The sequence below is a fragment of the Collimonas sp. OK242 genome (assembly GCF_900107095.1).
Lineage (GTDB): Bacteria > Pseudomonadota > Gammaproteobacteria > Burkholderiales > Burkholderiaceae_D > Collimonas.
Map to the genome: position 1 here is coordinate 122,109 of NZ_FNOR01000003.1, position 23,067 is coordinate 145,175.

General features: G+C 58.4%; 22 protein-coding genes. 10 read left to right on the plus strand and 12 right to left on the minus strand.

Annotated features, from left to right (window positions below; genetic code table 11):
- Window positions 1–10: 10 nt before the first annotated feature.
- Complete coding sequence (locus BLV81_RS03705) at window positions 11–451, minus strand: multidrug/biocide efflux PACE transporter (RefSeq protein WP_092352551.1); 441 nt, start codon at window positions 449–451, stop codon at window positions 11–13.
- 129 nt (window positions 452–580) lie between these two features.
- Between BLV81_RS03705 and BLV81_RS03710 the strand changes: the two genes are divergently transcribed.
- The 3 genes from BLV81_RS03710 to BLV81_RS23480 all read left to right on the plus strand — a co-directional run bounded on the left by BLV81_RS03710 (window position 581) and on the right by BLV81_RS23480 (window position 2,077).
- Window positions 581–1,441: a LysR family transcriptional regulator gene (locus tag BLV81_RS03710; protein ID WP_092352553.1), complete on the plus strand. Its 861-nt coding sequence runs from the start codon at window positions 581–583 to the stop codon at window positions 1,439–1,441.
- A 111-nt stretch (window positions 1,442–1,552) separates the two neighbouring features.
- Window positions 1,553–1,711, plus strand: coding sequence for a hypothetical protein (locus BLV81_RS23870; RefSeq protein WP_176992733.1), 159 nt, complete (start codon window positions 1,553–1,555; stop codon window positions 1,709–1,711).
- Between the two features lie 114 nt (window positions 1,712–1,825).
- Window positions 1,826–2,077 carry a hypothetical protein gene (locus BLV81_RS23480; RefSeq protein WP_143036270.1) on the plus strand — a complete coding sequence of 84 codons (252 nt, stop codon included), beginning with the start codon at window positions 1,826–1,828 and terminating at the stop codon, window positions 2,075–2,077.
- A 303-nt stretch (window positions 2,078–2,380) separates the two neighbouring features.
- On the opposite strand, the gene BLV81_RS03715 is transcribed toward BLV81_RS23480, so the two are convergent.
- A complete protein-coding gene (locus BLV81_RS03715) occupies window positions 2,381–3,427 on the minus strand; it encodes an oxidoreductase (protein ID WP_092352554.1) in 1,047 nt (348 codons plus the stop codon).
- A gap of 256 nt (window positions 3,428–3,683) precedes the next feature.
- Window positions 3,684–4,046 (minus strand): hypothetical protein, encoded by a 363-nt coding sequence (locus BLV81_RS03720; protein ID WP_092352895.1) that lies wholly within the window; start codon window positions 4,044–4,046, stop codon window positions 3,684–3,686.
- 202 nt (window positions 4,047–4,248) lie between these two features.
- Here BLV81_RS03720 and BLV81_RS03725 point away from each other — a divergent pair, with 202 nt between their 5' ends.
- Window positions 4,249–4,470: a hypothetical protein gene (locus tag BLV81_RS03725; RefSeq protein ID WP_092352557.1), complete on the plus strand. Its 222-nt coding sequence runs from the start codon at window positions 4,249–4,251 to the stop codon at window positions 4,468–4,470.
- Between the two features lie 94 nt (window positions 4,471–4,564).
- Here BLV81_RS03725 and BLV81_RS03730 read toward each other — a convergent pair whose 3' ends face one another.
- From BLV81_RS03730 to BLV81_RS24395, 9 genes are all read right to left on the minus strand, one after another.
- The gene (locus BLV81_RS03730; RefSeq protein WP_092352559.1) at window positions 4,565–4,813 is read right to left on the minus strand and encodes a hypothetical protein; all 249 of its coding nucleotides are present in this window, start codon (window positions 4,811–4,813) and stop codon (window positions 4,565–4,567) included.
- 54 nt (window positions 4,814–4,867) lie between these two features.
- Window positions 4,868–5,548 carry a 4'-phosphopantetheinyl transferase family protein gene (locus tag BLV81_RS03735; RefSeq protein WP_176992734.1) on the minus strand — a complete coding sequence of 227 codons (681 nt, stop codon included), beginning with the start codon at window positions 5,546–5,548 and terminating at the stop codon, window positions 4,868–4,870.
- A gap of 508 nt (window positions 5,549–6,056) precedes the next feature.
- Complete coding sequence (locus BLV81_RS03740; protein ID WP_092352562.1) at window positions 6,057–6,803, minus strand: aldolase; 747 nt, start codon at window positions 6,801–6,803, stop codon at window positions 6,057–6,059.
- A gap of 128 nt (window positions 6,804–6,931) precedes the next feature.
- Window positions 6,932–10,015, minus strand: coding sequence for an ATP-binding protein (locus BLV81_RS03745; RefSeq protein WP_218134245.1), 3,084 nt, complete (start codon window positions 10,013–10,015; stop codon window positions 6,932–6,934).
- A 1-nt stretch (window position 10,016) separates the two neighbouring features.
- A complete protein-coding gene (locus tag BLV81_RS03750) occupies window positions 10,017–12,638 on the minus strand; it encodes an EAL domain-containing protein (protein ID WP_092352564.1) in 2,622 nt (873 codons plus the stop codon).
- 16 nt (window positions 12,639–12,654) lie between these two features.
- Complete coding sequence (locus BLV81_RS03755; protein WP_092352566.1) at window positions 12,655–13,101, minus strand: response regulator; 447 nt, start codon at window positions 13,099–13,101, stop codon at window positions 12,655–12,657.
- Window positions 13,094–13,255, minus strand: a complete 162-nt coding sequence (locus BLV81_RS23875; protein ID WP_176992735.1) for a hypothetical protein — start codon at window positions 13,253–13,255, stop codon at window positions 13,094–13,096. The genes BLV81_RS03755 and BLV81_RS23875 overlap by 8 nt, the downstream gene beginning before the upstream one ends.
- Window positions 13,255–13,461 carry a hypothetical protein gene (locus BLV81_RS03760; protein ID WP_092352568.1) on the minus strand — a complete coding sequence of 69 codons (207 nt, stop codon included), beginning with the start codon at window positions 13,459–13,461 and terminating at the stop codon, window positions 13,255–13,257. Before BLV81_RS03760 ends, BLV81_RS23875 begins: the two co-directional genes overlap by 1 nt.
- Complete coding sequence (locus tag BLV81_RS24395; RefSeq protein WP_143036279.1) at window positions 13,442–13,570, minus strand: chemotaxis protein CheW; 129 nt, start codon at window positions 13,568–13,570, stop codon at window positions 13,442–13,444. The genes BLV81_RS03760 and BLV81_RS24395 overlap by 20 nt, the downstream gene beginning before the upstream one ends.
- Window positions 13,571–13,907: 337 nt before the next feature.
- On the opposite strand from BLV81_RS24395, the gene BLV81_RS03765 reads away from it, so the two are divergent.
- The 6 genes from BLV81_RS03765 to BLV81_RS03790 all read left to right on the plus strand — a co-directional run bounded on the left by BLV81_RS03765 (window position 13,908) and on the right by BLV81_RS03790 (window position 23,041).
- The gene (locus BLV81_RS03765; RefSeq protein ID WP_092352570.1) at window positions 13,908–15,593 is read left to right on the plus strand and encodes an MFS transporter; all 1,686 of its coding nucleotides are present in this window, start codon (window positions 13,908–13,910) and stop codon (window positions 15,591–15,593) included.
- Window positions 15,594–15,865: 272 nt separating this feature from the next.
- Window positions 15,866–17,077, plus strand: a complete 1,212-nt coding sequence (gene purT, locus BLV81_RS03770) for a formate-dependent phosphoribosylglycinamide formyltransferase (protein WP_092352572.1) — start codon at window positions 15,866–15,868, stop codon at window positions 17,075–17,077.
- A 117-nt stretch (window positions 17,078–17,194) separates the two neighbouring features.
- Complete coding sequence (nadB, locus tag BLV81_RS03775; protein WP_092352574.1) at window positions 17,195–18,808, plus strand: L-aspartate oxidase; 1,614 nt, start codon at window positions 17,195–17,197, stop codon at window positions 18,806–18,808.
- A 273-nt stretch (window positions 18,809–19,081) separates the two neighbouring features.
- The gene (locus BLV81_RS03780) at window positions 19,082–20,302 is read left to right on the plus strand and encodes an MFS transporter (RefSeq protein WP_092352576.1); all 1,221 of its coding nucleotides are present in this window, start codon (window positions 19,082–19,084) and stop codon (window positions 20,300–20,302) included.
- An 88-nt stretch (window positions 20,303–20,390) separates the two neighbouring features.
- Complete coding sequence (locus BLV81_RS03785; RefSeq protein ID WP_092352578.1) at window positions 20,391–21,704, plus strand: MFS transporter; 1,314 nt, start codon at window positions 20,391–20,393, stop codon at window positions 21,702–21,704.
- Between the two features lie 47 nt (window positions 21,705–21,751).
- On the plus strand, window positions 21,752–23,041 hold the full coding sequence (locus BLV81_RS03790) for a M20/M25/M40 family metallo-hydrolase (RefSeq protein WP_092352580.1): 1,290 nt from the start codon (window positions 21,752–21,754) through the stop codon (window positions 23,039–23,041).
- Window positions 23,042–23,067 lie beyond the last annotated feature (26 nt).

The window sequence follows — 23,067 nt, forward strand, 5'->3', positions numbered from 1 at the left end:
ACTGGCCTGATTACGTGTTGGCAAACGCACGCTTCTTCAACAGCGCTGCGCGCAGCTTGTCGTACACCAGGTTGAAGACGAAGGTGTAAGGCAGGAAGAAAAGCAGCAAGCCGATGTCGAGAATCAGTGCCTCGAGCAAGCTCATGTCCAGCCACCATGCCACCAGAGGCACGACGATTGCGACCAGTCCGGCTTCAAATGCGGCGGCGTGCACGACCCGCATGGCCATGGTGCGGGCCAGGCGCCAATGGCGCTCGATGCGGTCGAACAGGCTGTTGAAAATCATGTTCCAGATCATCGCCACCAGCGAAATCATCAGCGTCAGCAAACCCGCGTGTGCCATCGGCACCTTCAATACCCAGGCTAATACCGGTGCGGTCATTGCCACTGCCAGCACTTCAAAAATCAGTGCGTGAATCGCGCGCTCGGTCCAGGTTTTATGCGTATTCATATTGCCTCCATGACTTCGGAAATAGTTGATGAAGTTGATGAGGTTATTTTCTTCTATTTTCCTGATACTATAAAACTAATAACCATCGGATAAACCGATGATTAAACAAATGCACAGGAACCAGCACGCATGCGCCACTCCCTGGAAACGCTATTCATGTTTGTCGAGGCCGCCACGCAAGGTTCGTTTTCTGCGGCGGCGCGCAAACTCGGCAAACAGCAATCCACCGTCAGCGAGGCGATCGCCAACCTGGAAATCGACCTCGGACTGACGCTGTTCGATCGCAGCACCCGCCGCCCGACGCTGACCGAACAAGGCCGGGCGATGCTGGTGCATGCGCAGCAAGTGATGGAGGCCACCGACCGGCTGGAACGATCGGCGCACCGGCTGGCTGACGGGCTGGAGCCGCAATTGACCCTGGTGCTGTCCGACACTTACCAGTCGGACCGCTTCGAGCACATCCTCACCAGTTTCGAACAGCGCTATCCCGAACTGGAGCTGGAATGCATGATTGCGGAGCACAACGATGTGGTCACTCTGGTGCAGGAAGGACGCGCCAATCTCGGGCTGGTGGCGGCGCAGCCGGACTACGCGCCGGATATCGGTTTTGAATCGCTCCCGGATCGTTCGGCAATCGGTTTGTACGTCGGCAAACAGCATCCGCTGGCGAAGGCTAGACACATCTCCACCGAGATGCTGCATGGCGCGCGGGAACTGCGCCTGAGTACCTACGCTGACGATGCGGTGCAGCGCCGGCGCGGCAAATGCTGGACCGCGTCCAGTTATTTGCTACTGCTGGAAATGACGGAACTGGGCTTCGGCTGGGCCGAGTTGCCATACTGGATGGCCAAGCGCTTCGCCGCCAACAGCTTGCTCGAGTTGCAGGTGCGCGGCTGGCCGAAAAGCATACAGGTCGATGCGGTCTGGTCACGGCAGCGCGGGCTGGGGCCGGCCGGCAGCTGGCTGCTGGATACCCTGATGGCCCGATGAGCAGGTGATTGGCGGCGTATCGCGCTGCACCAATTGTGCACCGATTGTAACCGCGATATCTGGCGCGAATTTTGCTGTTGTTATCTGATATCACTCAAAAACAGACAAAAAATGTTAATCATCCTCGCCTCCCTCACCTTTGCCGCTTTGCTTGCTTTTTTCCTGCTGCGTAAAGAGTTTAAAACGCGCGGTTTTCTGTCCACTTATAACCGCAATGCCCGCTCCGATGCCCGGTTGCAGCGCGGCCGAACGATCAAACCGCATCAGTAAAGCCGTTGCCGGCGGCAGGCCGGCACTGAAGCCAAGGCTATCGGCCTGGCACCTGCAAATTAACGTCACCGCCTGACAAACTTGTCGGGTGGGCTATATCCTGCCCACCCGACTATGCTGATCCATCTTCCCGACAGGCAAAAAAAAGCCCGCTGGACCTTGCGGCGCGGGCAGAATCCAAACCATAGGGGTTGGAGGAGACGCATCAACTATAAGATGAAATATGCGGCACTGCAATATAGTAAAAATACGGTATCAAATGCAAAAAAACCTGCGGCCTTGAGGCAAGCAGGTTTTTTTATTTCTTCAATACAGGAGAAGATTCCCGAAACCCAGTCCTATCTGGAAAGTGGTCCCGACGTGTAACGAATCTACTCTTGTATTGGCCCGACTCAAGCAGGATTCACGGATGAATCGCGTTTTAAGACGCTGTGCTCGACAGGCAATTTTTGAATTATACACAGTTTTTGCAACTAATGCAATAGAGCTGGCAGATGCCGCGTATTTACCGCAAACCAGCCAGGCAAAAAAAAGCCCGCTGGACCTTTCGGCGCGGGCTTGAATCCAAACCTTGTGAGGTGTTGGAGGAGACAGGTACAACTATATAGACCCACCCCCGGCACCGCCAATTTATTTAACGCATATCAGTTATTCACATGGATGATAGCGTTACCATCCCGTTTTCGCATAGGGTAGGCGCCGCCCCTCTTCAGCACTCTGGCGTGCCAGCTCGATAATTTCCGCGACGCTGACGGCAGCATCGGCCGCAACCGGAAAGGGCGCGCCTTCCTGAATCGAGGCTGCCAGCGCACGATAAAATTCCACGTAAGCGCCATCCAGCGTAGCCAGTTCACCGCACAGGTCAAGCTCGCCTTCGACTTCCCTGATCAAGCCGGGCGGGTTTTTAGCCCAGCCCGGCTGCCCGGGACGCAAACCATCCTTGAGCTGATCTTCCTGGCTGTCGAGCCCTGATTTCAGATAGCTGCCGCGGCGGCCATGCACGACAAAGCGCGGCGCCTCCAATGCGCTCAGGGCGCTGGCATGCAACACCACCTGCTTGTCCGGATAACCCAGCTGCAAGTGAACATAGTCGTCGGCCTGGGCATGTTCGCGATAGGCGCCGATGGTTGCATAGACACTTTGCGGAGCGCCAAACAATGTCAGCGCCTGATCGATCAAATGCGGCCCAAGGTCGTAGAGCAAACCGCCGCCGGTTAAGGCATTCTCGCGCCAGCGCTGCCGCACCTGGGGTCGAAAACGGTCGAAATGCGATTCAAAATGCGTAATGTGGCCAAGCCGGCCGCCGGCGAACAGCGACTGCAAAGTACGGAAATCGCCATCCCAGCGGCGATTATGAAACGGCGCCAGCAGCAGCTTGCTATCTGCCGCCATGCGCGCCAAGGTGCGCGCCTCGCCTGCGTTCAGCGTGACCGGCTTATCGACCACGACATGCTTGCCTGCCGCCAGTACGCGACGGGCAAATTCAAAATGGGTGTCATTGGGCGTTGCGATCACAATGCATTCGATCGCCGCATCCGCCAGCAAACCGTCGAGATCGGCAACGATGCGCGCCTGCGGCCACGCTTTGGCGGCAGCCTCGGTTTGACTGCTGGCAATTGCGCTAAGCTCGGTGCGCCCCGAGTATCCGATCAGCGGCGCATGAAAAGTGGCGCCGGCAAAACCGTAGCCTAACAAACCTACTTTCAAGGTGGACATGGTTCTCCTTCTGCGTTACAGGCCAGATTCGGCTGGATTCAGCGAAAGCAAATGATGATTGAAAGTTACCCACAGAAATTGTGGACAGTCCTGTGGATAACCATTATCAATTTCAATCAAGTCTTTGATTTATATGATTTTTTACCGAGCGCACAAGCTTAGTACTTCGGGCCGGACTAGCAACAACTTGCGCTATGGCTTGATTGCCACGAAGCGGCAGGGTAATTGACAGCGCCGGTGGCAGCGCCAAGGCGGTTCAGGCCGCCGAAGAATCAATATCCGCCAGGGATGCACGCCCTTTTTCGGTGATGTCATAACCGTCGCCGGCGGGCCTGGCGACGACATGCCCCTTTTTCCCCAGGAACATCGCAACGTCAGCCGCGAGCTTGGTGCCAGGATCGTTCGCCACGGCGCGCAAACCGTCTATGCAATTCCTGATGAACAAAGTCTGCTGGCCTTTTTCGGTCAAGGACAGGCCGCCGTTTTTTTCATACGCAATGTACTTCAGCCCGGCCAGGCGCTTGGTGTTCCTTGCCACGCAAGCACTCACCCTGCCGTGCGCACCCTTGCCGATCTGGCCCAGTGCGTCGTATTCATCTCTTGTCAAACTGTCGTTCATTACTGCTTCCTCTGTAAGTATTTGCCGTGCTGCGACCCTCATGGTACGCGCCGCAATGGATAGCAGCAAGGCATCGGACTTGCACTGCGATGCACGCGCATTGGTTAGCGCCATCGAGTACGGCCATTGAATACTACAACTACGAAATAAAATCTGGTATCGTTACCGCAGGCATTCCAGCCTCATGCACAAGGAGACATTTATGGATTTAATAGAAAAATTCGACGCCAAAGGCAAAGAAACCGGGGACGCCTATCATGTTGAATGTTATGAAAACACGATTGAAAGAGCCACCGCAAACGGCGTAATCAGTAGCCTGCCAGTATCGAAAACCTATCAACTGGCAGATGGGCGCGCGCTGAATCCGTATTCGGAAGGGAAGTTTGTGATTGTTCAGACCGGCGAGAAAATCTACCGGATTTAATCAGCGTTCCGACCACCGACATGCAAGCCTGCGCGCCGTAAGGACGTAGGCTTTTTTATTCGGGAAAGAGGATTTTATCGCTGCAGAATCCGCCCTACGCTCTGCCGCCCTCGCGCAAGGTTCTGATCAACAGATCAGCCATGATGGTCCCATCGAATTCCCTGAAACCACGCTGATAAACCAATGCCCCCACCGCAATCAGCCGATATAACTCGTCGTCAGTTAGCTTGTAGGACAGTTTTGCAATCTCGTTGGCAAACATCTGCACGATATCGTCGTCGCTGGTGTGCGGTACCTGATGACTTGCCCTACTCCACATCTCGATGATCTTCGCAGCCTTCATATAAGCCTCCCGGAGACCTTTTATTATAGGTGCCGCTGCGCAAATTTCCAGTCGTCAAAGCAGGCATAGCGTCGCGACATTACTGGAGAAACAACTATAACGGACGCAATACAGGCTGCCTTTCACGCATGACGGCGACAAGCTTGTGACCAGCCTTAGCGTGATGCAGGATTGCTGTTCTTGCAACTCGCACACCTCGGCATCCAGAAAATCGAAATAGCGTCCGACCAAAGGATACAGCGCCTTGAACAAGCTTTCCTTGGCCGAAAAAACCAGGCTCAGCCAGTGTGCAATGGACAGGCCGGCAACATTGCCGACTGACAGCTCCGCCGCCGTCATCAGATGTTCAAGCAGCGGTTCTGCCGCTTCGTTGGTGTGGATCCGTTCAATATCGATCCCCAATCCTCGCCATGCCTTGGTCGTGGTCACAACGGCAATCGCCAGCCCGTCGCCATGGCTGATCGAGCCCAGGCAGCCGGCCGGCCAGAGCGGCGCCCGATGCTGGCCGATGGCGAGCGGCGCCCGGCTCTCGTAGCCCAGCTGTCGCAACGCTGCGCGGGCGCAAAACCTGCCGGCGGCGAACTCCACTTGCCGCTTTAACGCCGCACTTGCCAAGCTCTCGGGCAAAACAATGCCGCCGGCGGTCAGGTCAGCCAGTTGTCCGGCATCGACCGTATAACGCAAGCTGGCCTGGCGGATAGATTCAGGCATTTCCGGCAGAATAATCCCGGTCATGTCATCTGCTGGAATTGGCATGTGCTTTTGGCTGATCAGCTTTGTATGGATGGCAAAACATTATAGCGATCAGCGATGGCACTGAAGAGGTCCGGGCCGGAAAACAAAAAAACCCGCGCACCTCACGGCGGCGGGTTGATCGGAATACAACAAAAAAAACTGGTGCCGGTGATCGAGGCTACCGGCCAACCTGCTGATGGCAAAACACCCTTCGAAAAGCCCCCGCCCGTTTGAGTTGGTCTTTATGAGTGAGCACTAAATCAACATGTCGAATCTTACCGAGCTAACATGACAGCGGTATGACGCAAGCAGATGACGTGCGCAAAATAATCGCCGCTTTTTGTCTATGGCGGACAGAAAAAAAAGCCCGTGATACCTTGCGGTCACGGGCAGGATCCAAACTCGGGGAGAGCTGTAGGAGACGGCTCATTGTAGCTTTCCTACGAGATCGGCACAGCTGTCAGTAATGACAGGGGCGTAAGGTGCCGGCGGCTCTCGTGGCGCGCATTCAATCCGGCTTCAATGTCCGGCGCAAGGCTTCGAAAAAAAGCGCCGACTGCAGGCGTTCACCCTGCAATTGTTGCGCAACGCGTTCTGCCAGTTCCGCGCGCACCGGCCGTAAGGCACGGCCGGTAGAGCTCGCCAGGACTTGAGCGGTGCAAGCTCGCTCCAGGTAATACAAGTCATCGTAAGCGTAGTCGATCCGCTCGCCGCAGACCAGCACGCCATGATTGCCAAGAAAAGCGACATCGGCGCCGCACATGGCGTGAGCGATGCGCTCGCCTTCGGATCCATCCAGCGCCAGTCCGTTGTACTGGTCATCGACGGCGATCCGGCCGTGATAACGCATGGCATTCTGCGACAACGTCGTGTCCAGGCCCCGGGCCTCCGTCAGCGTCAGAGCCGTTGCATAAGGCATATGGGTGTGAAGCACGCAGTTTTTGCGGGCGATGCGGTGAATCGCAGCATGAATGAACATCGCCGTAGGTTCGACTTCGTGCTGGCCAGCGAGTTTGCGGCCGGCGGCGTCAATCATCACGATATCGCCGGCTTGTATCTCGCTCCACATCAGGCCACGAGGATTGAGGAGGAATAGATCGCTGCGATCCGGCACTGCCACGCTGAAATGATTACACACTCCCTCTCCTAGCCCGTGATGCGCTGCGGCACGCAGAGCCAACGCCAGATCGGCTCGCAATGCCGACACGACAGGTGAATTGAAATATGCATCACTGTCAGAGGAAGTCTCATTCATAGGAGCCTTTAGAAATGTGTTGGACGATAGTTTTGAGAAGCACAAAATTTCAGTTCCTAGATTCTCCCACCGTAAAGTGGCGATGCAATCAGTCCGAATGTCTAAGCAACGTCAAAATTCAGCAGAACCTACCGCATCGAATCCGTGCTCGACGGATCTGTTGCGGAGCCTGCCGGCGACGCCCCGCGTCTGGGCGACGGCAGCGTCCAATAGACCGCGGCTCCTTGATCGACCTTTCCTTCTGCCCACACGCGTCCACCGTGACGCTCCACGATGCGTCTGACGGTGGCGAGACCTATGCCCGTCCCGGGGAATTCATGCTCCGAGTGAAGACGCTGGAACGGCGCGAAGAGACTCCCTGCGTATGCCTGGTTGAAGCCGGCGCCATTATCTTTCACGTAGAAGGTGGTCTGGCCATCCTTGACGACCGACCCGAGCTCGACTCGGGGGGCGGACGTCTTGGTCGTGAACTTCCACGCGTTCCCCAGCAGATTCTCCAGGATGATCTCAACCAGGCGCGAGTCTGCGTCCACGACTAGACCGCCATTGACGATGAACGCCACCTTTCGGTCTGGCTCGCTGCTGGCGAGTGAATCACAGATGCGCTGGCCAAGGCGAGCCAGATCGACCGGCTCACGGCGGAGATTCACTCGTTCCACTCGCGACAACTCAAGCAGGTCATCGATCAGCTCACCCATCCGCTTGGCGGCGGCGCGCACGCGTTGCAGGTAGTGCTGGCCTTCCGCATCGAGTTGCCCCGCGTGATCTTCCAGAAGAGCCTGGCTAAAGCCGTCGATGGTGCGGAGCGGCGCCCGGAGGTCATGCGAGATGGAGTAGCTGAAAGCTTCCAGCTCTTGGTTTTTTTGCTCGACATTTTTCAACAGGGCCGCGCGCGTCTCAGCCAGTTCGTTCGCGATGTCCGCCGCCACGCGGCGCATCCGCGCCATCTCCATGTGCGTCGCGACCCGGCTGATCAGTTCGCGTCCGGAAAACGGCTTCACGAGGTAGTCGTCGGCGCCGATTTCCAGTCCGCTGATGATTGCCTCTTCGCCGGCGCGTGCCGAAAGAAGAACCACCGGAACCGTGCTGGTTCTTGGATCGGCCCGAAGCGCTCGCAACAGGGCGACGCCATCCATGCGCGGCATCATCACGTCGCTGAGAACCAGGTCGGGCGGTCGTTCGAGCGCCGAGTCGAGAGCAGCTTGTCCATCCACGACGGCCTCAACCAGCCACCTCGACGCCAGCAGCCGGACCAGGTATTCGCGCATATCGGCGTTGTCGTCGGCGACCAGGATGCGGGCGCCAGAGGTGACGGTCGAAGCGGCGGTCGAAGCGGCGGTCGCGGCAGCGCCGGCGGTGACGGCGTTTCCGTCCTTGAGCCAATGCGCGGCTTCCAGCAGGTGCGGCGTTGCTCCGACGGTCTCCGCTTCGAGTCGGGACTCGGACAAGATCCGATCCTTGGGGAGATGATCGGTACCCGTGGGTATCGTCACGATGAAGGTGCTGCCCTTGCCGACCAGGCTTTCCGCGCGTATCTCGCCGCCATGTTGCTTGACAAGCTCATGGACCAGGGCGAGCCCGATCCCGGTTCCCTCGAAGCTGCGGCCGCGCGCTCCCTCGATACGATGGAAACGCTCGAAGATCTTGGGCAGTTCTTCGGCCGGGATGCCGGTGCCGGTATCGATCACGGATAGCACGATTTTGCCGTCGGCCGCGTGCAGCCGAATCGTAATTTCGCCCTCGAACGTGAATTTGAAGGCATTCGAGATAAGGTTCAGGACAATCTTTTCCCACTGGGTCCGATCGACGTAGGCAGGCTCCGGTTGCGGCGGGCAGTCCACAATCAGCTTCAGTCCCGCCGATTCCACCAGGGACTGAAAGGATCCGGCGAGGCCGCCGGTGAAGACCGGGAGGTCGATGGGTTCGAACGACGACGTCAGGCGATTGGCTTCGATGCGCGAGAAATCGAGCAGGCTATTGACTAGCCTCAAGAGGCGCAGCGCACTTCGATGTACGGTCTCGAGGCTATCACCTCGAAGAACCCGGCCTGGATCGCTAAGGGCATCTTCGAGGGGGCCGAGGATCAAGGTAAGCGGGGTGCGGAACTCATGGCTCACATTGCTGAAGAAGGTGGTCTTCACGCGATCCAGTTCGGCCAGCTTCTCGGCCCGCTCTCGCTCTTCCTCAAGGGCGCGGGCGTTGGACACGGCGGTAGCGACGTGCCCGGCGACGAGATCGAAGAAGCCGCGGTAATCATCGTCGAAGGCCCGCCGCGGGCTGATCCCGAGTACCAGTACACCGGCCAGCCGCTGCGTCCCGGGGTGCGCGATAGGCTGGAGCATCGCCTGGTGCGCCGGTTCATCCCAGGGCTCCCTGGGCAAACAGTCAAATCGATCGGCCAGATTCTCTACCATCTCCGCCTGGCCATGTCCGGCCACGCGTGCCAGAGGCCAACCGAAGGCATCCGCATCCGTCATGTCCACCGTCAGCGGGCTGGCAGCGGTCCCTGGCTCCAAGCCAGCATGGCCGGCCAGATGCAGCTGTTTGCCGAAGCTATCCTCCAGGTACACCAGGGCGAAGGGAATGTCGTGCCGATTGCGTACGAGAATCTCGGCGCAGAGCCGAGCGGCCTCGTTAATGGTTCGCGCCGCTATTGCCATCTCGCGCAGCGTCTTCAAGCGGCGTCTGTCGAGAACGCGCGCAGTGCTCTCGGTGCATGCGTTGAAAATACCGCTCGGCCGCCCCATTTCGTCACGAATCGGGCTGTATGAGAACGTATAGTAGGTCTCCTCCAGATAGGAGTAGCGGAGCATCAGCAACAGCAGATCCTCCGACCAGGTGGCCTCGCCGGTGTCGATGACCTGGTCCATCATGGGGCCGATGATGTCCCAGATCTCGGCCCAGCACTCCTGCCCGGGGCGGCCAAGGTACTGCGGGTGCTTTCTTCCGCCTAGCAGTGGCCGGTAGCCGTCGTTGTAGAACATCCATCGTTCCGGCCCCCACCACAAGACAATCGGATGGCGTGAGCCAAGACAGATGCTGACGGCGGTCCGAAGGCTCTGCGGCCATGCTTCGATCGGGCCCAGCGGAGTCTTGGACCAGTCCGTGGCGCGTATCAGACTGGCCATCTCTCCCTTGCCAGCAAAGATCTGATCGGCAAGTGAGCCGCTGACCGCAGGCAGCATCTCCTCAGCGTTTGTTTGATCGTTCATGTCACGCCCCGCGCACTCTGCTCAAACTAGACAACAGAGTTTCAACTTCCGTTCCGGTCATTGGTTTTCCAAGCAAATAACCTTGCAGCTCATCGCACCCCATAAACTGAAGCTGGGTGCGCTGCTCGACAGTTTCCACGCCACTGGCAATGACTTTTAGCTTGAGTGCGTGCGCCAGCAATATGAGCGTCGATACGATGGTGATCTGCCCGGTATGGGTCGTCAGATCCGTGATAAAGGCGCCGTCGATCTTGATCGCATTCAAAGGGATCTTGGCCAGGTAGCTGAGCGACGAACGGCCGCTTCCGAAATTGTCGATCGCAAGGCCGATGCCTTTATCTTTCAGTATCCGCAAGGATGGTGTGATGCTATCGATGCTGCCAGTGAGAGCAGACTCGTCGATTTCCAGATCGATTGCAGCTGCTTCTTCACCATCGCGTCCCAACACCGCGTCACAGACTGTTTTCAGAAAATCGGGTTGCTGCAATTGCTCTGCCAAAATATTGACCGCAATCGGGGGTGGATTGAGGCCGTGTTTGCACCAGTAGCGATAGTCGGATGCCGCCTTTTGCAGCACCCACTTGCCCACTTCCACGATCATTCCCGTCTGTTCCAGGATCGAAATGAATTCACGCGCCGGCAGCAGCCCGTGTTTCTGGCTGTTCCAGCGAATCAGCGCGTCGAAGCCGACCAGACGGCCGTCGTCGGCGGCAATCTTGGGTTGGTAGTGCAAAATAAATTGTTTATCCGCGACGGCTTGGCGCAGTTGGCTTGCCAGGACAAGTTGTTGGGCTACACTGGCAGTCAGGCCCTCTGTATAGAAGAGATATTCCGCGCCGGATAGTTTTGCTCTCTCTAATGCAGCTTCGGCGTTGCCAAGCAGCTCATCGACATGCGCGCCGTCAGCCGGATATAGTGCAACTCCGCAGCTTGCTGCGATGCTTATTTCCTGTTTCCCGACCGAGAACGGTAGCGCCAGGCAGTCGAATACATATTCCTTCAATGCGCGCGCGACGTCTGCATCGCTGCGCAGCTCCGATAACGCTATCGCAAACGTGTTGCTGCCAATACGCGCGCAGTTGATTCGCCCATCTGCGCTCAGCCGTTTTGCCAGGAGTTTGAGCACCTGATCGCCCTCGGCTTTGCCAAACGTGTCGTTGAGCGCACCAAAGCGTCGAATGTCCAGTACGACCAGCGCCAGCCTGCCATGTGTTTGCGCATTGGCTTGGATCAATTGCGCGGTCCGCTCAATAAACAGCTTGCGGCTGGGCAGCCCCGTCAGCAGGTCGTACAGGGCGAGATAGTTTGACGCTGCTTCTTTTTCCAGGTAATCGAGCGCGAAAGAAAGGTCGTCGGCCAATTCCTTGAGCAAGGCCTCTTCTTCGCAGTCGAATGCATTCGACTGCGAAGAATATAGCGCGAGGACACCAGTCACGCGTCCATTTATCACCATCGGCAGTACGGCAATCGAACGGACGCCGCGCTGAAGCAACATCTGTGCGTGTTGCGGATGGAGCATATCCGAGTCGAGAACGTTGCCAACGACAGGCGTGGACAGGTCTATCGTTTGGTTCACGATCGATCCTATTTCAGCCTGGTTGTCGCGCACGACGAGACCAAATCCGCTCAGGATTTCGGCGTCTTCTCCAGCCCAGTTGACAGGCGTCAATGCATGCGATTCCGTGTCGACAAAGCCGCTCCAGGCAAGCTTGAGTCCGCCTTTGTCGACCGCGATCCGGCAGGCTTCGCGTAGCAGCGCGTCGCGCTCGCGGATACGTATGATCGCCGAATTGATGCCGCTCTGCATGGCGTGAAAATGGTTCAAGCGCTCGTTCTTGTCTTGCTGCCAGGCGCGATCGGTAATGTCGCGGTCGGCGCCGCGATAACCGACAAGTTCACCGTCGCTGCCGAGCAATGGCACCGCATTGCTTTCGAGCCAGCAGGTGCTGCCATTTTTATGTTTCCAGCGGAACGTCAGATTGCGCCACCCGTGCTTGTTGGCGAAAGCGCTTTGTGCCAGATTGCCGGCGGACTTGCCGTCCTCTTCAAGCATGTAGTTGTTGGCGTTGCTGCCGATCAGCTCTTCCGGCGCGTAGCCCAGGATCGTGCTGCAGGCATGACTACAGTAGGTGAAGCTGCCATTGACATCGATTTCCCAAATCCACTCGACGATCGCATCTGCGATGGAGCGAAAGCGTTCTTCGCTCTCTGCCAATTCCTGCTCGGCCCTGTGCAGTGCCTGGCGCGCCGCTGTTTCCTTGAGCGCGCGCTCGATTGCCGGCAGCAACCGGGCCCGGTTGTCTTTCAGTACGTAATCGACGGCGCCTTGCTTGAGCGCCTCGATCGCACGTTCTTCACCGATGGTCCCTGACACGAATATGAACGGAATATCGGGCCTCTGCTGCTGCACCATGGCTAGCGCACTGACGCCGCTGACACCCGGTACGGAGTAATCGCAGAGGATCACGTCCGGATCGAAATGATGCAGCGAGTGCGCAAGCTCTGCATGCGTGTCCACCCGCAGGGCGATGATCTCCAGCCCGCCCTTGCGCATTTCACGAATCAACAGCTCGGCATCTTCGATCGCATCTTCGACAAGCAATACCTTGATCGCCTCAGTCATAGATTCTCCGTTTTTGTCACCAATCGTCTGGACGCCTGTTCAAATTGGTCCAATAACAGCAAGCTTCCGATAGCACCTTCGTGAATGCGGCGGCATCTACCGGTTTGGTGAGGTAGCTGTTGACGCCCAACTGGTAGCATTCCACCAGATCGCGCTCTTCGCCTGAGGAAGTGAACATCACCACCGGGATGAATTTTGTATGTTCATCCGACTTCACGCGCCGCAAGACATCGATGCCGCTTAATCCAGGCATCTTGATATCCAGCAAGGTTAGTTTGGGATGGTCTCTGCGCCGCCGTTGGTAAGCGCCGCTGCAGAAAATGAAGTCCAGCGCCTCGATACCGTCGCGGACGCGCGCAATTTTGACGGTCGAGCAGTTAATTTTGAGTGCGCGTATCGTCATCTCCGCGTCTGCATCGCTGTCTTCCACCAGCAGCACATCGACCTGTTCCAGATCACTCATTTTTTTCTCCGGCCTGCAGCGCAAAATAAAACGCGGCGCCGGCGAAACTGCGCTGCAGAACGTTCTGGCGTTCACGCGGAAAATGCAGCCCCCTCCTGTCGGCGATGCACTCGCTCAATTGCGGCCATTGCGTCTCCAGGACTTGACTCGGCATCATTCGCTCCGATCGATTGCTTCATCTAACATGTGCGCCTCGTCCAGGGAAAGAAATTTTTCCAGGTCGTAGATCAATGCCAAGTCATTATCAAGCTTGAGCACGCCCTGGAATTGTTCGCGGCCGGCTGCTACCAGGTTGCTGCTGACAATGGCGGCATGTTCGTGTTCGCATAGCCCTTGCGTCTCATCGACGACCAACGCCACCGATCGCACCGAGCACGACCGCCGGTGCGCTGGGCAAGGGCGTTACGTCTGCTGCGTAGATAATTCGTGCAACGGTGGCAAGTGGCAGCGCATAGCGCCTCCCATCCAGAAAAAAAAGACCAGTTGCCTGGGTTCATTCATTTGAAAACCTGGGCCTTCCGAGTTTTCCGGACTGGATTTATATTTCCTTTCGGAAACAATGGTAGCAGGTTTTTACATAAATAGGTGGCAGCGCGCATAGTTGCAAAAACTGCCACAAACCCCCGTCTTCTCTGGCAATAAACTCAGCTTTCGCGTCACTTTACGGCCCACTATCTTCGATATCTGAAGCATCCCGTCAGTCCCGCATGTAAGCTTCTGGTAAGTTTCAAGCAAGTCCCGCGTAAGGTTTAGCCCGCACACTCCAAACTAGCTGCACCAATATATAAATAATCAAGGAGACCGGCATGGCCACATTACAACCTACCGCAGGCGGGCTTAAACCTGCTGCACGGGGCATTACACCGGAGGAGCGCAAAGTCATTTTTGCCTCATCCCTGGGCACCGTATTCGAATGGTATGACTTCTACCTGTACGGCTCGCTGGCGGCAATCATCGCCAAGCAGTTCTTCTCCGGCACAGATCCCAATACCGGCTTCATTTTTGCATTGCTGGCATTTGCGGCGGGCTTCATTGTGCGCCCTTTCGGCGCGCTGGTATTTGGCCGCCTGGGCGACATGATCGGCCGCAAATTCACCTTCCTGGTGACGATCCTGATCATGGGGGCATCGACCTTCATCGTCGGCATCCTGCCGAACTACGCCACTATCGGCATCGCCGCCCCTATCATCCTGATCAGCCTGCGCATCCTGCAAGGCCTGGCGCTGGGCGGCGAGTATGGCGGTGCGGCTACCTATGTCGCCGAACATGCGCCGGACGACAAACGCGGCGCTTTCACATCCTGGATTCAAACTACCGCGACGCTGGGTCTGTTCCTGTCGCTGCTGGTGATCCTGGGCGTGCGTAGCGCAGTCGGCGAAGAAGCGTTTGCGGCCTGGGGCTGGCGCATTCCTTTCCTGGTCTCGGTCATTCTGCTGGCAGTCTCGGTCTGGATCCGCCTGTCGATGAATGAGTCGCCGGCTTTTGCCAAGATGAAGGCCGAAGGCAAGACTTCCAAAGCACCTTTGACAGAAGCTTTCGGTCAATGGAAAAACCTGAAACTGGTGATCCTGGCGCTGATCGGCCTGACCGCCGGCCAGGCCGTGGTCTGGTACACAGGCCAGTTCTACGCCCTGTTCTTCCTGACCCAGTCGCTCAAGGTAGACCTGTCGACCGCCAACATCCTGATTGCGCTGTCCCTGTTGCTGGGCACGCCATTCTTTGTCATCTTCGGCACGCTGTCCGACAAGATCGGCCGCAAGCCCATTATCATGGCTGGCTGCCTGATCGCAGCGCTGACCTACTTCCCGATCTTTTCCGGCCTGACCCACTACGCCAATCCGGCCCTGGAAGCCGCCTTGAAAAGCGCGCCGGTGATCGTCACTGCCGATCCAGCCTCTTGCCAGTTCCAGTTCAACCCTACCGGCACCAAGAAATTCACGTCGTCCTGCGATATCGCCAAAGCCAAGCTGTCAGCGGCTTCGGTGAACTATGAGAACGTCGCCGGCGCTCCCGGTTCAGTTGCCACGATCAAAATCGGCGAAAAAATCCTGACTTCGTATGACGCCAACGGCTTGTCGAAAGAAGATGCTGCGGCCAAGGACAAGGCGTTCTCGGCAGAGCTGGCAGGCGACATCAAAGGCGCAGGTTATCCAAGCAAGGCCGATCCGGAGCAGATGAACAAGCCGATGGTGCTGTTGCTGCTGTTCATCCTGGTGATCTACGTGACCATGGTTTACGGGCCGATCGCAGCGATGCTGGTGGAAATGTTCCCTACCCGCATCCGCTATACCTCGATGTCCATGCCTTACCATATCGGCAACGGCTGGTTCGGCGGCTTGCTGCCAACCACGGCCTTCGCACTGGTGGCGTTCAAGGGCGATATCTACTATGGCCTGTGGTATCCGATCATCATCGCAGCGGCCACTTTTGTCATCGGCATGGTGTTTGTCAAGGAAACCAAAGACTACGATATTTACCAGGCCGAGCGCTGATCAACGATATGGCATATCCTTACGGCTATGCCTGTGCAGCGTAAAAGGAGCCGCCGGATGATTCTGGCGGCTTTTTTCATTCTGCCAACTGTCCATGCGCCCCGATATTTGGTATTGTCGGGCGTTGGTCAACGTTGGCTAACAATAACGCCTAGCCTTACTTTGCCGGCCGAATTCAGAAAATACACGCTCTCTTATTTACGAACTGCCATCATTTACCTCACCCATCAACGATTATCACGGCGCGTCGTGCGTCGCAGCTCCTTTCCAATATGAAGACACCAATCAGAATAGGTACTCCGCTCTCCCCTTCCGCCACCAAAGTCATGTTGCTGGGCTCCGGCGAACTCGGCAAGGAAGTCATCATCTCGCTGCAGCGGCTGGGCGTCGAAGTGATCGCCGTCGACCGCTATCCGAACGCCCCCGGCCATCAGGTCGCGCACCGCTCGCATGTCATCAACATGGCCGATGGCGCGGCGCTGGAAGCGCTGATTGCGCAGGAGCAGCCTGATCTGGTGGTGCCGGAAATCGAAGCGATTGCCACTGAAACCCTGGTCGCACTGGAAGCGGCCGGCAAGGTCACCGTGATCCCGACCGCGCGCGCCGCCTGGCTGACCATGAACCGCGAAGGCATCCGCCGCCTGGCCGGCGAGACGCTGGGACTGGCAACCTCGCCTTACCGCTTCGCCAACAACCTGGATGAATTGAAAGCCGCTTGCTCGGCTATCGGTTTTCCCTGTGTGATCAAGCCGGTCATGTCGTCCTCCGGCAAGGGCCAGTCGAAACTCGACAGCGCCAGTGAAATCGAAGCAGCCTGGGCCTATGCCGCGGCTGGCGGCCGGGTCGATTCCGGGCGTGTCATCGTTGAAGGTTTTATCGATTTCGATTATGAAATTACGCTGTTGACAGTCAGAGCGCTGCAGCCGGATGGCAGCATCGCCACCCACTTCTGCGAGCCGATCGGCCACGTCCAGGTGCATGGCGATTACGTCGAATCCTGGCAGCCGCATCCGATGCATCCGGAAGCGCTGCTCAAGGCGCGCGATATCGCCAAGAAAGTCACCGACAACCTCGGCGGCCTCGGCCTGTTCGGCGTCGAGCTGTTCGTCAAGAACGAGATGGTCTGGTTCTCCGAAGTCAGCCCGCGTCCGCACGACACCGGCATGGTCACCATGGCCAGCCAGCAGCAAAATGAATTTGAGTTGCATGCCAAGGCCATCCTCGGCTTGCCCGTCAACGTTGCGCTGCGCAGCCCGGCTGCTTCAGCAGTCATTTACGGCCAGCACGACGCCAAGGGCATTGCCTTTGAGGGCGTGGCGGACGCGCTGCGGATTCCGGGCGTGGATATCCGCCTGTTCGGCAAACCGGAGTCGTTCCAGCGCCGCCGCATGGGCGTCGCGCTGGCCACTGCCGACGACGTCGAGACCGCGCGCATACGCGCCAAGCAGGCTGCGGCCAAGGTCAAGCCGGTGATCGCCGGGTAATCGGCTAAAGCGGCAGCTAGCAACATCGCAGTAGCGTAACAGAGGTAGTAGAGACATCGCTCCGAACTTCGGTTTGGGGCGATCCAGATTAAAAGAACAAATAACCAAACATTCACCATGAAATTCGATGTCGCCATTATCGGTAGCGGGCTGGCAGGCCTGTCGGTCGCGTTGCACCTCGCAGAGACCAACAAAGTTGCAGTCATCTCCAAACGCGCGCTGCTCGACGGCGCCAGCAACTGGGCTCAGGGCGGCATCGCCGCCGTGCTGGATTCCGGCGACAGCCACGAACAGCATATCAATGACACCCTGGTCGCAGGCGCCGGTTTATGCGATGAGAGCGCGACGCGTTTCATTGTCGAAAACGGCCGCGCCGCGATTGAATGGCTGATCGAACAAGGCGTGCCCTTCACTCCTGACGCCAGCGCGGAACTGGGCTTTCACCTGACCCGCGAAGGCGGCCACAGCCAGCGCCGCATCATCCATGCCGCCGACGCCACCGGCCATGCGGTGCAGGTCACGCTGGAACAAAAGGTGCGCGCCCATCCCAATATCACGCTGCTGGAAGATCATTATGCAATCGACCTGATTACGTCGAAGAAGGTTGCCACCGGCGAAGCTGACAAGAGCGCGCCGCGCTGCCTCGGCCTGTACGCCAAGAACGTCAAGACCGGCAAGGTGCTGACCCTGGCGGCCAACCACACGGTGCTGGCAACCGGCGGCGCCGGCAAGGTCTACCTGTACACCACCAATCCCGACAGCGCTACCGGCGACGGTATCGCCATGGCCTGGCGCGCCGGCTGCCGGGTAGCGAATATGGAATTCATCCAGTTCCATCCGACCTGCTTGTACCATCCTTATGCCAAGTCCTTCCTGATCACCGAAGCGATACGCGGCGAAGGCGGCGTGCTTAAATTGCCGGATACCGAAGGCGCCGATGCCGGCCAGCGCTTCATGCCGGCGCACGACGAACGGGCCGAACTGGCGCCGCGCGACGTGGTGGCGCGGGCGATTGACTTCGAGATGAAAAAACGCGGCCTCGATCATGTCGACCTCGACATCACGCACAAGTCGCCGGAATTCCTGAAAGAACATTTCCCGACCATCTACGCCCGTTGCCTGGAACTCGGCATCGACATCACCAAACAGGCGATTCCGGTGGTGCCTGCGGTCCACTTCACTTGCGGCGGCATCGTTACCGACCTCAGCGGCCGCACCGACTTGCCCGGCTTGTACGCAGTCGGCGAAACCGCTTATACCGGCTTGCATGGCGCCAACCGCCTGGCCAGCAATTCGCTGCTGGAATGCGTGGTGGTCGGCCGCGCCACCGCCAAATTCATCGCACAGCAAGACAAGCCGAAAGCCATACCGCTGCCGGCCTGGGATGAAAGCCGCGTGACCGACGCCGACGAGGAAGTCGTGATTTCCCACAACTGGGATGAATTGCGTCGCTTCATGTGGAATTACGTTGGTATCGTGCGTACCAATAAACGTCTGGAACGGGCCCAGCACCGGATCCGCTTGCTGAAGGAAGAGATCGACGAGTACTACGCCCACTTCCGCATCAGCCGCGATTTGCTGGAGTTGCGCAACTTGGTGCAGGTGGCCTCGCTGATCGTCGAAAGCGCACTGTCGCGCCACGAAAGCCGTGGCCTGCACTACAGCCAGGATTTTCCGGAGACGCTGGCCAAGGCTCTGCCGAGCGTGCTGACGCCGCCACAGCGGCGATAGTGTAGTGCTTCGTGAGTAATGAAACTTCATAAACGGCGTCTTTTTGCGCCAGGCGTCGTTGCAAATCCTCGCGATAGTCCCGCTATCGCTCCGGTTTGCGCCTTGCCTGACACAAAAATACACCATTTCTGAAGCTCCATTACTCACGAAGTACTACACTGACGCCTTCATCCGGCGCGCATGCGTATCGCAGTATTGCGCGCCAAGAAACGGAGTGTCTGCTGCCGGCATCGGCGCTACACTTCCGTTCTCTAAGAAAAATGCAGAAATTTCATGACTTCAAAACTTCCGCGCTCCCTGGTCGCCCTCACCTGGTCTAACCTGGCTGCGCAATCAGCTGAACAATTGAGCCTGGCGGCTGCACCGATCATGGCGGTACTGATGCTGGGCGCGGGGCCTGGCGAGATCGGCATGCTGGCGGCAGTGCAATCGCTGCCGTTTCTGCTGCTGTCTATCCCTTTCGGCCTGCTGGCCGACCGTACCTCGCGGCGGCGCCTGATGGTGGCAGCCGAGGCGCTGCGCATGCTGGCCTTGCTTGGCGTACTGGCTGCGATACTCCTGAACCATCTGTCGATCGAGTTGCTGGCGGCGCTCGGTTTCATCGGCGCCGTCGGCACCGTGGGTTTCAGCGTCGCCGCGCCTGCCCTGGTGCCGGCGCTGGTGGAACGCGAGGACCTTGCGAAAGCCAACGGCCGCCTGGAACTCGCCCGCAGCGCCGCTTTTGCCGCCGGTCCGGCATTGGGTGGCGCGCTGACTTCATGGGCCGGCGCCTCGGCCGCGTTCGTGTTGGCTGCCATGCTATCCGGATCGGCAGTGGTGCTGCTGCTGCAACTGCGTGAACCGCAGCGCAAGCCGGCAGCAGCCCGCCATCCCTTGCTGGAGTTGCGCGACGGTGCGCACCTGGTCTGGCGCGATGCCTTGCTGCGGCCGATCCTGTTGACTGCCGTGGCATGGAACATCTCCTGGTTTGTATTGCAGGCTGCCTATGTACCCTATGCGGTGCGGCAGCTCGGGCTCAGTGCTGGCGCGGTTGGCGTAACGCTTGGTGCGTATGGGGTAGGCATGATGGCGGGCGCGCTGCTGACGTCGCGCGTGGTGGCGAGGCTGCCGTTTGGCCGCGCGATCCAGCTCGGCCCGCTGATCTCGGTACTGGCTGCGCTCACGATGGTTGCGACACTCGCGGTTCCGAGCGGCGTGTTGGCGGCCGTGTCATTCTTTCTGTTCGGCGTCGGTCCGATTATCTGGGTGATTACCTCAACCACATTGCGCCAGACCGTCACCCCCGGCGCCATGCTGGGACGGGTATCGGCGATTTTCCTCACCGTGAATACGGGAGCGCGTCCGATCGGCGCCGCGCTTGGCGGCCTGGTCGGCGCGCGTTGGGGCGAACCGGCCTGCCTGCTGCTGGCGCTGGCAGGGTTCCTGGTGCAAGCCTGGATCATATTCAATTCCGAGGTGCGCGTGCTGCAGCGCCTGCCGGCACCGCTCACCTGAATGATGACGAATGACGGACGCAAGCGGTAGTGTCGCCATTCGCTCATCTCGGCTATGCTTGGAAATCAAACAATAACGAGGAGACACGATGAGTGCAGCGTCGCAAAAAATCACAGCCATCCCAAGCCCGGCGCAAAACAGCGCCAGGCGAGTAATCTTCGCCAGCTTCATCGGCACCGCTATTGAATTCTACGATTTCTATGTCTACGCAACCGCGGCGGCGCTGGTCATCGGCCCGATATTCTTCCCGCACGACTCGCCGACCGCACAAGCGCTGTCGGCATTTGTCACCTTTGGCATCGCGTTTATCGCACGGCCGATCGGGGCTTTTCTGTTTGGCCATTTCGGCGACCGGATCGGGCGCAAATCGACGCTGGTGATTTCATTGCTGGTGATGGGCATCTCCACCATGCTGATCGGCTTCCTGCCGGGTTATGCCAGCATCGGCGCACTGGCCCCCATCCTGCTGTGCGTACTACGTTTCGCCCAGGGCATCGGCCTTGGCGGTGAATGGGGCGGCGCGGCGCTACTCGCCACCGAATACGCTCCGCCGGGAAAGCGCGGCAGGTACGGCATGTTTCCGCAACTCGGCCCCTCGGTCGGTTTTCTGATGGCGAACGGCCTGTTCCTGGCGTTGGCGCTGGGCCTTTCGGATGAACAGTTCAGGAGCTGGGGCTGGCGCGTGCCGTTTATTTTCAGCGCGGCGCTGGTAGTGCTGGGGCTGTATGTACGAATGAAGATCGCCGAAACGCCGGTGTTTGCCGCGGCGCTGGAAAAGCGCGAACGCGTCAAAGTGCCGGCCATAACCTTGTTCCAGCATCACTGGCGGCCAGTGATGCTGGGTGCGGTCGCGATGATCGTCTGCTACACGCTGTTCTATATTGCCACCGTGTTTTCGCTGTCTTATGGCGTCACCACCCTGCATATTCCGCGCCAGGAATTCCTCGCGCTGCTGTGCCTGGCGGTGGTGTTCATGGCGCTGGCGACGCCGTTGTCGGCCATGGCCAGCGACCGCTTCGGCCGCCGGCCGGTGCTGATCGCCGGCACCCTGGCGGCAATCGCGGCGGGCTTTACCATGCAACCGCTGTTTGGCAGCGGCAGTACGCTAGCGATTGCCTTGTTCCTGATCATTTTCCTGTTCTTGATGGGCGTCACGTTTGCGCCTATGGGGGCGTTGTTGCCCGAGCTGTTTCCAACCAGCGTGCGCTATACCGGCGCCGGCGTCGCCTATAACATCGGCGGCATCCTCGGCGCCTCGGTGGCGCCCTATATCGCACAATTGCTGGCGCAGCGCGGCGGCCTGGCTTATGTCGGCGCTTATGTATCGGTTGCGGCGACGCTGAGCCTGATCGCGGTGCTATGCATGCGCGAGACACGTCACGCCAATCTGCGGCAGGTTTAACAGCAGCATGGCACATCGTTTACATCGTATAACGGAGACAAAAATTGATGCAAGCATCCCTTTCCCTGAAAAGTAATCTGCTCAGCAGCTTGATTTTTCCGGCGCTGGTATTGAGCTCCGGCCTGGCGCTGGCGGCTCCGGTGGCGCCGGTATACGAGCTGGCGCAAAAAGAAAAGCCGGCACTGATGGATACCATGCGCGATCTGGTGAATATCGAATCGGGCAGCAAGGACCTTGAAGGCCTGGCGCAGATCGCCGGCCTGATTCGCGACCGCCTGACGCAGCTGGGCGGCCAGGCCGAACTGCTGGACGCCCCGGAAATTTATCGCATGGGTGACACGCCGGAAAAGATAGGGCAAATCGTCCATGCGGTGTTCAAGGGCAGCGGCAAGCACAAGATCATGCTGATCGCCCACATGGACACGGTGTATCTGCGCGGCATGCTGAAGGATCAGCAATACCGGGTCGACGGCGATAAAGCCTACGGCCTCGGCATTGCCGACGACAAGCAAGGCGTCGCCACCATCCTGCATACCATCGCCATCCTGCAAAAAATCGGCTTCAAGGATTACGACACGCTGACCGTACTGATCAACGGCGACGAAGAAATCAGCTCACCCGGCGGCCGCAGCTTGCATACCAAGCTGGGCGCAGAACAAGATGCCGTGTTTTCCTACGAAGGCGGCGGCGCCAAAGGCGAGTTGCGGTTGGCGACCAGCGGTATCGCAGCCGCTTATCTGACGGTTGAGGGAAAATCTTCGCACGCTGGAGCTGCACCCGAGAAAGGCATCAACGCCTTGTATGAACTGTCACATCAACTGTTGCAGCTGAACTCCCTGTCACAACCGGAACGCGGCCTGAAATTGAACTGGACCGTGGCGCAAGCCGGCACCAACCGCAACGTGATTCCCGCCAGCGCCAGTGCGCAAGCCGACGCCCGCGCCTTGAAGATGAGCGACTTCGAACAATTGCAGACGCAACTGCAAGAGCGCGTCAAGAATCAACTGATCCCGGCTGCCAAAGTCCACCTGAAATTCGAAATGCGACGGCCGCCGCTGGAAACCAATGCTGTATCGCGTACGGTGTCGGCCTATGGCAAGAAAATATATCAGGAACTCGGTCTGCCGATGACGATAGTAGACGTGGCTAGCGGCGGCGGCACCGATGCCGCGTTCGCTGCATTGAAATCGAAAGGCGCTGTGGTCGAAGGAATGGGACTGACCGGTTACGGCGCGCATTCGAATGATGCGGAATACGTCCTGCTGAACACCATTGTTCCACGCCTGTATTTATCGACGCGGCTGATCATGGATTTTGCTCAGGGTAAAGTGCAGTAAGGCATCGGCTAAGACCGTGGATACCC